A 13745-nucleotide genomic window follows, 5' to 3' on the forward strand; every position below is an offset into this window, starting at 1 on the left:
GTACTGCACCCGGGAGGGTGTGGGAGAGTAGGACACCGCCGGACACACATTAGCAAGAGCCCCGACCACACGGTCGGGGCTCTTCGCACTTAAAAACAACACCACACCAAGACCAGAACAGGCCAGCACCGGCTTGTGAGACTTGCCACGAGACGGGCGAATGCGGCTTCGCGCGTTCGGTGCCTGTGGCGGCGTCGAATAGAATTGCATAAGACATACGAGTCGGTGGCGTGGCGCCTCCGGCGGCGTGACAACGAAATAAGGGTTATGAGCGACTACGCACGCGCCAGTGGTCGGCTCGCAACAGGAGGAATCCACTATGGCTGAGCACAACGGCGGCAATCGCGGCGGTAATCGCGGAAACTTCGGCGGAAACAGGGACGACCGCGGCTCGTACCGCGCCAACAACAATTCGGGTGGGGATCCCCGTGGATTCCGTTCCAGGGAGAACCGGGACGGAAACGACCGTCCGGCCCGCGACGGTGAACGTCGCCCCTTCAACAATGATCGCAAGCCATTTGGCGACCGCCCTGATCGCGGCGCCCGGAGCTTCGACGGCCCTCGTCGTGACAACGCCGACCGTAAGCCTTTCGGCGATCGCAGCGACCGTCCGGCCCGTGACGGCGAACGCCGTTCGTTCGGCAGTGACCGCGGTGACCGCAAGCCGTTCGGCGACCGCAATGATCGTGGGGAGCGCCGGTCCTTCGGCGATCGCAGCGAGCGTCCGGCCCGTGACGGCGAACGCCGTTCATTCGGCGGTGACCGCGGTGACCGCAAACCGTTTGGTGACCGCAACGACCGCGCCGACCGCAAGCCCTTTGGTGACCGTCCTGAGCGTGGCCCGCGCAACTTCGATGGTCCCCGTCAAGACCGCGGTGACCGCAAGCCGTTTGGCGACCGCAACGACCGTGGCGACCGCAAGTCCTTTGGCGATCGCAGCGAGCGTTCGGCCCGTGAGGGTGAACGCCGTCCGTTCAACAGCGATCGGAAGCCCTTTGGTGACCGTCCTGAGCGGGGTCCCCGTAACTTCGATGGCCCTCGTCGCGACAGCGGCGACCGCAGGCCCTTCAACAACGACCGCAAGCCCTTCGGTGACCGCGGTGACCGCAGTGAACGTCCGTCCCGCGATGGAGACCGCCGTTCGTTCGGCAGCGACCGCGGAAACTCCTGGGAAGAACGCCCTGCCCGCGTCCCCAACGCGAAGGACATCCGCAGCTCGAACCGTCCTGACCGCGAACGTTCTCCCGAAATTGATGATGACGTTACGGGCAAGGAGCTGGACCGCGCCACGGGCCACCAGATCAAGACGCTCGAAGAGCAGAGTGCCGGCTGGGTTGCGAAGCACCTTGTCATGGCTGGCCGTTTGATCGACATTGAGCCGGAGCTTGCCTTCCAGCACGCGCTGGCCGCGAGCCGCCGTGGGGGCCGTCTCTCCGTAGTTCGTGAAGCTGTAGGCCTTACTGCCTACGCTGCCGGCCATTACGGTGAAGCCCTGCGCGAGTTCCGGACCTACCGCCGCATCAGCGGGTCCAACGTCCATCTGCCGGTAATGGCCGATTGCGAGCGGGGCCTTGGCCGTCCGGACCGTGCATTGGACATGGTGCGTTCTCCCGAAGCCCAGGATCTTGATGCTCCGGGCAAGGTGGAATTGGCGATCGTCGCTTCAGGTGCCCGCACGGATCTGGACCAGCTCGATGCTGCCGTCAGCGAGCTTGAGATCCCGCAACTGGACATCAACCGCGCGTTCTCTTACAGCCCCCGCCTGTTCCGTGCGTACGCCCAGGCGTTGTCTGCCGTTGGCCGTACCGAAGAAGCAGACAAGTGGGCACGCCAAGCGCTGGTGGCTGAGAATGCTTTGGGTGTCGGCGACTTCGCTGAGCCTGAGATCCTTGACCTCGGTTGGGATGAGCAGGAAGAAGAAGCCGCGCGCAAGCCGCGTTTCCAGAAGCCGGTTGCCGATGATGACGCCGTGAGGCCCGAAGCGGAAGAGGTCATCGCTGAGGCTGCCGCGGCTGACGTTGCGCACGACGACGTTGAACTCGACGACGCCGAGTCGGACTACTTCGAATCTGACGACGCCGAGTCCGATGTCGATTCTGCCGAAGATGACGACGAGTCCGGCGACGCAGAAGCAGGCGACGAGGGTACCGACACCCAGCATGGCTGATTCGCTGATTTCCTCCTTTGACGCTGTCCTTTCCGATCTGGACGGGGTTGTCTACGCAGGCCCGCACGCCATTCCGGGCGCCGTAGAGGCACTCCAGCGGCTGGAGTCCGTGGGAGTTGGCCTGGGTTACGTCACCAACAACGCTTCCAGGACACCTGCCCAGGTTGCGGCGCACCTGCGCGAGCTTGGGGCACCCGCAGAGGATCACCAGGTGGTCAGTTCGTCCCAGGCAGCAGGGGAGCTTTTGGCTTCCATGCTGCCTGCGGGCGCCCATGTGCTGATTACCGGCAGCCCGGCTTTGGCCCATGAGATCGAACTGGTGGGTCTCAAGCCTGTGCACAGCGCAGCGGAGTCTCCGGTGGCCGTTGTCCAGGGTTTCAATCCGGAGATCGGCTGGAAGGACCTGGCGGAAGCTTCTTACGTCGTAGCCGGCGGTGCCATGTGGTTCGCGACGAACACTGACATGTCCATTCCCCAGGCTCGTGGCATGGCGCCGGGAAATGGAACGCTCGTAGCTGCGGTGGCAGCTGCCACGGGCAAGACTCCGCTGGTGGCCGGCAAGCCCGAAGCGCCGTTGTTCCATGCAGCGGCGAAGCGGCTTAACGCCGAACGTCCGCTGGTGGTGGGGGATCGCCTCGACACCGACATCCTGGGTGGCAACCGCGCGGGATTCGCGACGGCGGCCGTCCTCACCGGCGTCGATACCACCGGCACCATTCTGGCCGCACGCACCGAGGAACGGCCTGACTACCTGCTCGCGGACCTGGAAGGTCTGTACGTTCCGTACCCAGCGGTTAATGCCGACGGCGGCACGTTCCGTTGCGGAGCCGCTTCGGCTGTTGCTGAGCACGGCACCGTGACAGTAACGGGTGACGAGGACGACCTCGATGCCTGGCGCGCTGCTTGCGCTGCCTGGTGGGCGGCTGTCCCCGAGACTTCCGAGGCCCGGGCTCCGCAGTTGGAATGGCGTACTCACTAGACTGGTGCGATGACCGAGCCGAACGAAATCACAGCGCCCCAGCCGGACGCCGGGGTCCAGTGGCCCGATGCCGCGAATGCCACAGGTGATGCCTTGGTGGACGGGGCGCTCGGACTCCTGGACAGCGTTCCGGATGCTCCACTGGAGGAACACGGCGAGCTGTACATCCGGATCCATGATTCCTTGTTGGAGGCCCTGGATGCCGAGCCGGGCCTCCCTGGCAAACCCAGCCCACAAATTCCGGAAGGCAACAGCTGACGCATGGCACGACTCGATCAGGAACTGGTCACCCGGGGGCTTGCCAGGTCCAGGACCCATGCCGCGAAGCTGATCAGCGATGGCAAGGTCACATCCGGCGGGTCAGTCCTGGTGAAATCCGCACTTCAGGTGGACGGCGACACGGACTTGGCCGTCGAAGCCCATCTCGAGGACATTTACGTCAGCCGTGCCGGACATAAGCTGTCCGGCGCGCTCGAGGCCTTTCCCGCCGTCGTGGTTCCCGGTATGCGGTGCCTCGACGCCGGTGCCTCCACGGGCGGTTTCACTGACGTGCTGCTTCGACAGGGTGCGTCGAAGGTGGTAGCGGTCGATGTTGGCCACGGCCAGTTGGTCCCGCAGTTGCGGGAAGACCCCAAGGTGGAAGTTCATGAAGGGCTCAACGTCCGGTATATGACCCCGGAGCAGATCGGGGGTCCTGCCCAGCTGACGGTGGCGGACCTGTCGTTCATCTCGCTGACCTTGGTTTTGCACCCGTTGGCGCAATGCACGGAACCGGGCGGCGACCTCGTCCTGATGGTGAAGCCGCAGTTCGAGGTCGGCAAGGAGCGGCTCAGCCGGACAGGCGTGGTTTCTTCGGACAATGAACGACGCCGGGCTGTTGCCCAGGTTGCCCGCGCCGCCGTTGATGCGGGCCTGGATCTTCAGGGCCTGGCGGCCAGCCCGCTGCCGGGCCAGGACGGAAATGTTGAATACTTCCTGTGGATGACGCGCAGGATGTCGGTCGAGTTGCCTAAGATCGAAGAGCGGGACCAGCACGTAGCTGCCTTGTTGAAGACCCTCTGGCCGAACCACTAGAAAGCAGAACCCGATGAGCAGGCGTGTACTTGTCCTTGCCCACACTGGGCGGGAGGAATCGCTCCGCGCCGCATGGGATGCCTGTACGCAATTGCACTCGTCAGGTTTGGTTCCTGTGCTGCAGAAGTCTGAGCTTGCCGATATCGAGCGGTTCTTCGGTGCCCTTGACACTCCCATTGAGATTTTGAACGACCACGTCAGCCTGGAAGACGTGGAGCTGGTCATGGTGCTGGGCGGCGACGGTACTATCCTGCGCGCCGCTGAGTTGGTCCGCGAGGTCGATGTCCCGCTGCTTGGAGTGAACCTCGGGCATGTGGGCTTCCTTGCCGAAAGCGAACGGGCCGACCTCGCCCAGACTGTTGAATGGATCGCGAGCCGCCAATACACGGTGGAAGAACGCATGACCATTGATGTCCAGGTGTGGATCAAGGGCCAAAAGATCTGGCACACCTGGGCACTGAATGAGGCTGCGATCGAGAAAGCAAACCGGGAACGGATGCTCGAGGTCGTCACAGAGGTCGATGAGCGTCCGTTGACGTCCTTCGGCTGCGATGGTGTGGTCATGGCAACCCCTACAGGGTCCACTGCCTACGCCTTTTCCTCGGGCGGGCCGGTTGTCTGGCCCGAGGTGGAAGCCTTGGTGATCGTGCCGATCAGCGCCCACGCACTCTTCGCCAAGCCGTTGGTGGTGTCTCCGCGCTCCAAGCTGGCCGTCGAAATCATGAACCGGACCGACGCCCTGGGTGTCCTTTGGTGCGACGGGCGGCGCTCGGTGGATCTCCCGCCTGGCGCCCGCGTGGAGGTGACCCGCTCGGCCACCCCCGTGCGCCTGGCCAGGACGCACAAAACCCCGTTCTCAGCCAGGCTGGTCAGAAAGTTCGAGCTCCCCATCCACGGCTGGCGTGGCCCGGCGCCTCGAAGCAGCGAAGTACACACAGGCCCCATCCCGGTCATCAGGACCCTGTCTCCGGCGCCTTTGCCCAGCCCGCGGGCTGTAGACGGTCCCCGGGACGGTGACCCTTCCGACCCCACGAATGCGAAGTGAACCATGCTTGAAGAACTCCGAATCCGTGATCTCGGCGTCATAACGGACGCCGCCTTGCCCCTGGGGCCGGGACTGAGCGTCGTCACCGGCGAAACCGGTGCCGGCAAGACCATGGTGGTGACCGCCGTCGGGCTCCTGCTGGGTGCCCGTTCAGACGCTGGTGCTGTCCGCAGCGGTGCCAAGTCCGCGTCCGCTGAGGCCGTATTGAAACTTGATCCGGCGCATGGCGCTGTAGAGCGGGCCAAGGAGGCCGGCGGTGAGGCTGAAGAGTTCGACGGCGTGGCTGAACTGCTGCTGGCCCGCACCGTGGGTGCGGATGGCCGCAGCCGGGCGTACGTTGGGGGACGGGCGGCACCGGTTGGGGTTCTGGCCGAACTTGGCGAGAGCCTGGTGGTGGTGCACGGCCAGTCGGACCAGATCCGGCTGAAGACCGCCACGGCACAGCGACATGCCCTGGATCGCTTCGCTGGCGCACCCTTGGCAAAGGTCCTGGGCGAATACCAGGAGCTGTACAGCCACTGGAAATCGATCCAAGGCGAACTGGAAACCCTTCGTGGCGAGGCCCGTGAGCGCTTGCGGGAGGCAGAGTCACTGGATGCGGCCCTCAAGGAAATTGACGACGTCGATCCCCAGCCGGGAGAGGACGAGACCCTGAAGGCCGAGGCCGTAAAACTGGCCAACGTCGAAGAACTCAGGCTCGCTGCCGCGGCGGCCCACGAATCGCTCATCGCGGAGGAATTCGGGGATTCCGGGGACGCCACCACCATGGTCGATGCCGCAAAACGGACCCTTGAGCATGTTGCCGACCACGACGAAGAGCTGCGATCAGCGGCGACCAGGCTGGCCGAAGTGGGTTTCCTCCTCAACGACATCGCGGCCGAACTGGCCAGCTACCAGGCAGCGTTGGATACCGAGGGTCCTGAGCGGCTGTCCGAAATCGAGGAACGCAGGGCGGCCCTTGCCAAGCTCATCCGCAAGTATGCCCCCAGCATTGATGAAGTCCTGGAGTGGGCGGCCACGGCCAGGAAGCGGCTGGACGAGCTGCAGGACGATTCCAGCCGCATCGAATCCCTTGATGCCGAGGTGGCGTCCACGGAAGTGACTCTGCGCAAGCAGGCAGCAGCCATCAGCAAGGCGCGTTCGAAAGCAGCCAAGGACCTTTCCGCACGCGTCAGCGCGGAACTGAAAGCCCTGGCCATGGCTGATGCAACCTTGGTCATCGAAGTGGAACGCAGCGATGTGCTGGGCCCCTGGGGGACTGACGAGATCGCCTTCCTCCTGCAGCCGCACTCCGGCGCCCCAGCCCGTCCCTTGGGCAAGGGAGCCTCCGGAGGTGAACTGTCCAGGGTCATGCTGGCCATCGAGGTTGTCCTCGCTGCCGTCGATCCTGTTCCGACGTTCGTCTTCGACGAGGTGGACGCTGGGGTAGGCGGACGGGCCGCCGTCGAAATCGGACGCCGGCTGGCCATGCTGGCACGCCACGTCCAGGTCCTGGTGGTTACCCACCTGCCCCAGGTAGCGGCCTTCGCCGACCAGCACATCCGTGTCACCAAGACCTCCGTGAGGGGTTCGGATGGCAAGACGGCCACCGGCTTCACCTCAAGCGACGTGCAGCTGCTCAGCGACGACGAACGCGTCAAGGAGCTGGCGCGCATGTTGGCCGGGCAGGAAGACTCTGAATCCGCGCAGGCACATGCGCAGGAACTCCTGGACGACGCCAAGCTCCTGCCGCAGCGGGCCTGACACCACAGCCGTGGGCAGCACTGGAAGAGAACGAATTTCGAGTGCGAGCACCATCACATCAACATACTTTTGGCCGCCCGGCTCTTGATTGGAACGCGGTCCTGGGCAACTATTGACCATTTGGGGAATCCGAACAGGACGCTTGGAAGGCGTAATTGATGATAAGCTCGAATTCCGTGGTGCAGCGATCAAATTCCCGTGTAAATTCCCGGTTCCCGGGCTCGTCCAAGACGACCAAACACATCTTCGTCACCGGTGGTGTGGCGTCCTCGCTCGGTAAGGGTCTGACGGCTTCCAGCCTCGGCCACCTGCTGCGGGCACGCGGTTTGTCTGTAACTATGCAGAAGCTCGATCCCTATCTGAACGTGGATCCGGGCACGATGAACCCCTTCCAGCACGGTGAAGTTTTCGTGACGGATGACGGCGCCGAAACCGACCTCGACATCGGACACTATGAGCGCTTCCTCGATGAGAACCTTGAAGGTTCGGCCAACGTGACGACGGGACAGGTTTACTCCACCGTCATCGCGAAGGAACGTCGCGGCGAATACCTCGGAGACACCGTCCAGGTCATTCCGCACATCACGGATGAGATCAAGCGCCGTATGCGTTTGCCTGCCGAAGGCAAGAACGCTCCGGACGTCATCATCACCGAAATCGGTGGCACCGTGGGCGACATCGAATCCCAGCCGTTCCTTGAGTCGGCGCGCCAGGTCCGCCAGGACGTGGGACGCAACAACGTGTTCTTCCTGCACGTTTCGCTGGTGCCGTACATCGGTCCGTCCCAGGAACTGAAAACCAAGCCGACGCAGCACTCCGTGGCAGCCCTGCGCTCCATCGGTATCCAGCCTGAAGCCATTGTGATCCGTTCGGACCGCGAAGTGCCTGACGCCATGCGCGAAAAGATCGGCCGCATGTGCGACGTCGACATCGACGCCGTGGTCAACGCCGCAGACGCACCCAGCATCTACGACATCCCCAAGACCCTGCACTCCCAGGGCCTGGACTCCTACATCGTCCGTGCCTTGGACCTGCCGTTCAAGGATGTTGACTGGACCAAGTGGGACAAGCTGCTTGAAGCCGTCCACAACCCCAAGCACGAGGTCGAAATTGCCCTGGTGGGCAAGTACATCGACCTTCCGGACGCTTACCTTTCGGTCACCGAAGCCCTCCGCGCGGGTGGCTTCGCCAACGAGGCCAAGGTCAAGATCCGTTGGGTCCCCTCGGACGAGTGCGAAACCCTGGCCGGTGCCACCAAGTCATTGTCCGGCGTGGATGCTATCTGCGTTCCTGGCGGATTCGGCATCCGCGGCCTTGAAGGCAAGCTCGGCGCCTTGAAGTTCGCCCGCGAGTCCAAGCTCCCTGTCCTGGGCCTGTGCCTTGGCCTGCAGTGCATGGTGATCGAGTACGCCCGCAACGTGGTTGGCCTTGAGGGTGCTTCCTCCAGCGAGTTCGAGCCCGATTCGAAGTACCCGGTCATCGCCACCATGGAAGAGCAGCTGGACATCGTTGAAGGCAAGGGAGACCTCGGCGGCACCATGCGCCTTGGCCTGTACGAAGCAAAGCTGGACGAGGGCTCGGTCATTGCCGAGACCTACGGCACCACCACGGTCAGCGAACGCCACCGCCACCGCTACGAGGTCAACAACAAGTACCGCGACCAGATCGCGGCGGAGGGCCTGGTGTTCTCCGGTACTTCTCCTGACGGCAAGCTCGTGGAGTACGTTGAGCTTCCCCGTGAAGTCCACCCGTACTACGTTGCTACGCAGGCGCACCCGGAGCTTAGCTCTCGCCCGACCCGCCCCCACCCGCTGTTCGCAGGGTTGGTCAAGGCCGCGCTGGAGCGTCGCGAAGGTAGCCCCGTTGCCACCAAGACCGGCGCCCGCACGGTAGCAGCCAAGTAAAACGCAACAACAAACGTAGGACGGCGCGATGCCCGGTATTTCTGAAACCCCCCGCACCTCAAGGCAGGTTTCGGACATGCCGAGCCCGCGCCGTCTTTTGTCCACCAGCAAGGTTTACGAGGGCCGCATCTGGGACGTGGTCAGTGACTCGTTCCAGCTCAGCGAGGGCACGGACACGCTGGTCAGGGACTATATCGACCACCCGGGCGCCGTTGCCGTCCTCCCCATGAACGTCGACGGGGAAATCCTGCTGCTGAAGCAATACCGTCACCCGGTTGGCATGGACCTGTGGGAGATCCCGGCCGGTTTGCTGGACGTTGAGGGCGAGGATTTCGTGGTGGGTGCTGCCCGGGAACTGGCTGAGGAAGCCGACCTTGTGGCTGCGACCTGGAACGTCCTGGTGGATTTCTTCAACTCGCCTGGTTCTTCCAGTGAGGCCGTGCGCATCTACCTGGCACGTGGCCTGCGGGACGTCCCGGAAGCTGACCGCCATGTCCGCACGGATGAAGAGGCGGAAATCGAGCTGCACTGGGTCCCCCTCGACGAGGCTGTGAAAGCCGTCATGGAAGGACGCCTGCACAACCCGTCCGCCGTGCTGGGCATCCTCGCAGCAGCCGCTGCCAAGGCAGACGGCTTCACCAGCCTGCGTCCTGCCAACGCGCCGTGGCCGGCACACCCGAGCCAGCGCTGAGCATGGCGGAGGCCGCCACCAGAGCCACCAACGCGATTGACCGCGCGGTGACGGACTACCTGCAGCACGTTGGCGTGGAACGCGGACTCGCAGCGAACACCTTGGCCGCATACCGTCGTGACCTGGCACGCTACTCGAATTTCCTGGCAGCACAGGGTGCAGAGAAGCCTGGCGAGATTACGCGCCATCACGTGACGGCTTTTGTCCAGGCGCTGTCCGATGGTTCCGATGGTGCAGCAGCGCTGGGCGTCCGCTCGGCGGCCCGCACAGTGGTTGCCGTCCGGGGCCTCCACAAGTTCTGGGCGCTGGAAGGAACCACGACGGCGGACCCCGCCAGCGATGTCCACCCGCCTATGCCAGGCAAGCGGCTTCCGAAAGCCATCAGCGTCGGCGAAGTGACGCGAATCCTTGAAGCAGCAGGTTCGGACAGTGCTACCGGCCTCCGGGACCGCGCTCTCCTGGAATTCCTTTACTCCACGGGAGCCCGCATCAGCGAAGCCGTTGGACTGGACGTGGACGACGTCTCGCTCGAAGACAGCGGCGTCGGGCCGGCCATCGTACGGTTGTTCGGCAAAGGCTCCAAGGAACGGTTGGTTCCCCTTGGCTCCTACGGTGCACGCGCCGTCGGGGCCTATGTTGTCCGCGGCCGTCCGTTGCTGGCATCCAAAGGCAAAGGCACCCCTGCGCTTTTCCTCAACGCGCGGGGCGGCCGCATCAGCCGGCAGAGTGCCTGGACCATCCTGAAGACTGCTGCGGAGAAGGCAAACATCACCAAGGACGTCTCGCCCCACACCTTGAGGCATTCCTTCGCCACACACCTTCTTGAGGGCGGCGCCGACGTCAGGGTGGTACAGGAACTGCTCGGACACGCCTCTGTTACCACCACACAGGTGTACACGTTGGTCACGGCTGACACCCTGCGTGAAGTGTATGCGGCGGCGCACCCCAGGGCCCTTGGATAGCCGACGGGCTACTCCAGGACGTGCAGCGTCACTTCGACCGCGTCCACGAAAATCGCCAGCAGCGATGTCCCCAGCCCTGCAACGAGCAAAAGACCCGGGTGGGCCAGTCCCACTACTACGCGCTTAAGCCGTGGCCGGCCGCGCAGGAACTTCTTGGGGACGCGAGTCTTGACGGGCACCTGCCGCCAGCCCCGCAAACGCCGCAGGAACCACGCACACCGCACAATGAAGGCCATCCACAGGATGGAGACCACCAGCGGAACGGCCGCCAGCATGAGGTTGAAGCCCAGAGCGGTGACTTCCTTCTCCGAATCCCCGATCACTGACTGGACAGTGGTGGAGATGGATGCGCTGAGCACTACGGAGGCCGCCCACACCATGAAAGCCGCCACCAGGCCCAGGAACCGGACAAAGAAGTGGCCCAGTACGGTCGCGTCGACGGCGCGTAAATGGCTCCGCGGCGTCGCGTGCAGTACCACCAAAGTGGAGATCACGGTGGGCAGTGCCGCCATCAGGACCAGCAGGTACCAGGTCCAGCCTGCCAGGTCCACCACTTCGTCCAGGACGATCAGTCCGGCCCACACCACGGTCCATGCCCAACCCGCGTAGAGGGGATGTGACACCAACCAGCCGGGCAGCCAGGCGTCGCGTTCGACCCTCGATTTCCGGACAGGCAGCTGAACAGCCTCGTCGACGGCGGCCACATCGGCTTCCGCGCTACCCCCACCTTCACTCATGGGGTCACTGTAGCAATGGCCGCTGCAGCGGGGGAGAGCAGGTTAAGGTAGGCAGCATGACTGCAGCCCATGTGACCTTGTGCTTCCTGCTTCGCAGCGGATCCGACGGCGAACACGTCCTTCTGGGAACCAAGAAGACGGGATTCGGACGCGGCAAAGTCGTGGGCGTCGGAGGACACGTCGAAGCAGGGGAGACCGCCATCGAAGCGGCGTGCCGTGAGGTGATGGAGGAGATCAATGTCGAGGTCCGGGCCGCTGACCTGGTTCCAGCCGGGACCGTTGATTTCGTATTTCCGGCCAGGCCCGAGTGGAACATGGCTACCACGGTTTTCCTGACCCGCACGTGGGTTGGCGAGCCGTCCGAAAGCGAGGAGATTGCTCCCGCCTGGTTCCCTGTTGGCAGGCTACCGGTGGAGCGGATGTGGGCCGATGCTGAACACTGGCTCCCGGCGATGATTTCCGGCCGTCGCATTGCCGTACGCGTGGCCCTGGCAGCGGACAACGAGAATGTGGCGGACGTACACACCGTGGAGTGGGTGGAACCCAGTGGGTAAACGACGGCGGCCCGGTCGCCTTTCGGTGACCAGGCCGCCGTCGTCCCTTTGCCGGAGAGGGCAGTCCTACGGCACGTGCCGTTCTTCTGGCCCGTTGTATTCGCTTAGCGGGCGGATCAGGGAGTTGGAGGCAACCTGTTCCATGACGTGCGCCGTCCAGCCCGTGATGCGGCTGGCCACGAACAAGGGCGTGAACGTCTGGGTGTCGAAGCCCATCAGGTGGTACGTGGGCCCGGCCGGGTAGTCGAGGTTGGGCTTGATGGCCTTGGCTTCGTCCATTGCCTGCTCCAGGCCGTTGTAGAGACCCAGGAGCTCCGGCCGGCCGTAGTGGGCAATCATCTTGTCCAGTGCGGCCTTCATGGTGGGCACCCGGGAATCGCCGTGCTTGTAGACCCGGTGACCGAAGCCCATGACCTTCTTCTTCTGGGCCAGGGCATCTTCCATCCACGTCTTGGCGCGGGAGGCGGCCTCTTCGAGGGATTCCTCGCTGCGGATGCCGATCTCATCGAAGGTGTGCATGACTGCTTCATTGGCACCACCGTGCAGAGGACCTTTGAGCGCGCCGATAGCAGCGGTCACGGCTGAGTGCAGGTCCGCGAGCGTGGAGGTGACTACCCGGGCGGTGAAGGTGGAAGCGTTGAAAGAGTGTTCCGCGTAGAGGATCATCGAGACGTTGAACGCCTCCACGACCTCATCCACGGGTTCTTCACCGAACGCCATCCACAGGAAGTTCGCGGAGTAGTCCAGGTCATCGCGGGGTTCCACTGCTTCCTGGCCCCGGCGCCGGCGCTGGTCATACGCCACAACGGCGGGCATGGCCGCCCACAGGTCAATGGCCTTCTTCATGTTGGCCTCGGGCGATGAGTCCTCGGCAAGCTCATGCCGGGCGCCCATAACGGAGGTGGCCGTACGGCACACGTCCATCGGATGGGCCGTGGTGGGCAAGGCATCAACTACCTGCTTCACCACAGGATCCAGGGCCCGGCCTGCGCGCTCGCGGGCAGTGAATTCGGCCAGCTGCGTTTCATTGGGCAGCTCCCCGTTCCACAAAAGGTAGGCAACCTCTTCGAAGCTGCATTTTGCGGCCAGTTCCTGGACCGGGTACCCGCGGTACAGCAGTGAGTTGGTGTCCGGGTTGACCTTCGAGACAGCGGTGTAGTCCACCACGACGCCGGCAAGGCCTTTTTTGATGTCAACAGCTACCATGCTGAACTCCTTCGTTCCTAGTGCGGGCGCGCCGGGGATTTCCGGCAGGCCCGCGTTCCCCTTGATGATTCCGGAACCTAGCGGACGCCAGGGACCTGGAAGTTGAAAACGCCGGTATCGAATTGGTTGTATGCCTCGTAGTCAACGAGTTCGTAGAGGCGCGCTCGCGTGAGCATCTTGTCCACGTGCGCTTCCTGGGTCCCCTCAGCCTTGATCGATTCCAGAGTACGCTCTGCAGCGCCCATGGCAATGCGGAGGAGTGTGACGGGGTAGATGACCATGTTCACGCCGACGCTTTGCAGCTGCTCGACGGTGAAGAGCTCGCTTTTGCCGAACTCGGTCATGTTGGCCAGGATGGGCACATCCACGGCGTCGCGGATTGCTTGGAACTCGTCCAGATCGCGCATGGCTTCGGGGAAGATCGCGTCAGCGCCTGCGTCCACCAGGGCACGGGCCCGGTCCTGGGCTGCCTGTATTCCGTCGGTGGCGCGGATGTCGGTGCGGGCCATGATGAGGAAGTTCGGATCCCGCCGCGCGTCTGCTGCGGCGCGGATGCGCTTGGCAGCAGTGTCGACGTCCACAACGTTCTTGCCGTCCAGGTGCCCGCAGCGCTTGGGGTTGAACTGGTCCTCGATGTGGCAGCCGGCCAGGCCCGCGTTTTCGAGTTCCTGGATGGTGCGGGC

13 protein-coding genes are annotated in these 13745 nt (G+C 63.9%); 10 read left to right on the plus strand and 3 right to left on the minus strand.

Annotated features, from left to right (window positions below; translation table 11 throughout):
• The first annotated feature begins 319 nt into the window (after nt 1-319).
• The 9 genes from AB0N72_RS20120 (at nt 320) to xerD (ending at nt 10565) form a co-directional block, all read left to right on the plus strand.
• On the plus strand, nt 320-2167 hold the full coding sequence (locus AB0N72_RS20120) for a hypothetical protein (RefSeq protein ID WP_363934834.1): 1848 nt from the start codon (nt 320-322) through the stop codon (nt 2165-2167).
• Nucleotides 2160-3146, plus strand: a complete 987-nt coding sequence (locus AB0N72_RS20125) for an HAD-IIA family hydrolase (protein ID WP_363934836.1) — start codon at nt 2160-2162, stop codon at nt 3144-3146. Before AB0N72_RS20120 ends, AB0N72_RS20125 begins: the two co-directional genes overlap by 8 nt.
• A 9-nt stretch (nt 3147-3155) precedes the next feature.
• Nucleotides 3156-3404 carry a hypothetical protein gene (locus AB0N72_RS20130; RefSeq protein WP_363934838.1) on the plus strand — a complete coding sequence of 83 codons (249 nt, stop codon included), beginning with the start codon at nt 3156-3158 and terminating at the stop codon, nt 3402-3404.
• A 3-nt stretch (nt 3405-3407) separates the two neighbouring features.
• The gene (locus tag AB0N72_RS20135) at nt 3408-4220 is read left to right on the plus strand and encodes a TlyA family RNA methyltransferase (protein WP_363934839.1); all 813 of its coding nucleotides are present in this window, start codon (nt 3408-3410) and stop codon (nt 4218-4220) included.
• Between the two features lie 13 nt (nt 4221-4233).
• Complete coding sequence (locus tag AB0N72_RS20140; protein ID WP_363934841.1) at nt 4234-5265, plus strand: NAD kinase; 1032 nt, start codon at nt 4234-4236, stop codon at nt 5263-5265.
• A 3-nt stretch (nt 5266-5268) separates the two neighbouring features.
• Entirely contained in the window at nt 5269-7008 is a 1740-nt protein-coding gene (recN, locus tag AB0N72_RS20145) for a DNA repair protein RecN (protein ID WP_363934843.1), read from the plus strand.
• A 158-nt stretch (nt 7009-7166) separates the two neighbouring features.
• Nucleotides 7167-8912 (plus strand): CTP synthase, encoded by a 1746-nt coding sequence (locus AB0N72_RS20150; RefSeq protein ID WP_363934845.1) that lies wholly within the window; start codon nt 7167-7169, stop codon nt 8910-8912.
• A gap of 28 nt (nt 8913-8940) precedes the next feature.
• Nucleotides 8941-9603 carry an NUDIX hydrolase gene (locus AB0N72_RS20155; protein WP_363934846.1) on the plus strand — a complete coding sequence of 221 codons (663 nt, stop codon included), beginning with the start codon at nt 8941-8943 and terminating at the stop codon, nt 9601-9603.
• A 2-nt stretch (nt 9604-9605) separates the two neighbouring features.
• Nucleotides 9606-10565: a site-specific tyrosine recombinase XerD gene (gene xerD, locus AB0N72_RS20160; RefSeq protein WP_363934852.1), complete on the plus strand. Its 960-nt coding sequence runs from the start codon at nt 9606-9608 to the stop codon at nt 10563-10565.
• A gap of 8 nt (nt 10566-10573) precedes the next feature.
• On the opposite strand, the gene AB0N72_RS20165 is transcribed toward xerD, so the two are convergent.
• Nucleotides 10574-11302 (minus strand): hypothetical protein, encoded by a 729-nt coding sequence (locus AB0N72_RS20165; RefSeq protein ID WP_363934847.1) that lies wholly within the window; start codon nt 11300-11302, stop codon nt 10574-10576.
• Between the two features lie 56 nt (nt 11303-11358).
• On the opposite strand from AB0N72_RS20165, the gene AB0N72_RS20170 reads away from it, so the two are divergent.
• Nucleotides 11359-11856, plus strand: coding sequence for an NUDIX domain-containing protein (locus AB0N72_RS20170; RefSeq protein WP_363934849.1), 498 nt, complete (start codon nt 11359-11361; stop codon nt 11854-11856).
• A 66-nt stretch (nt 11857-11922) separates the two neighbouring features.
• On the opposite strand, the gene AB0N72_RS20175 is transcribed toward AB0N72_RS20170, so the two are convergent.
• Nucleotides 11923-13062, minus strand: coding sequence for a bifunctional 2-methylcitrate synthase/citrate synthase (locus AB0N72_RS20175; protein ID WP_363934851.1), 1140 nt, complete (start codon nt 13060-13062; stop codon nt 11923-11925).
• A 77-nt stretch (nt 13063-13139) separates the two neighbouring features.
• Nucleotides 13140-13745 (minus strand): isocitrate lyase/phosphoenolpyruvate mutase family protein (locus tag AB0N72_RS20180; protein WP_364081414.1); only part of this gene is annotated, 606 nt, incomplete at its 5' end.

This window comes from Paenarthrobacter sp. NPDC089307, from assembly GCF_040685055.1.
GTDB lineage: Bacteria > Actinomycetota > Actinomycetes > Actinomycetales > Micrococcaceae > Arthrobacter.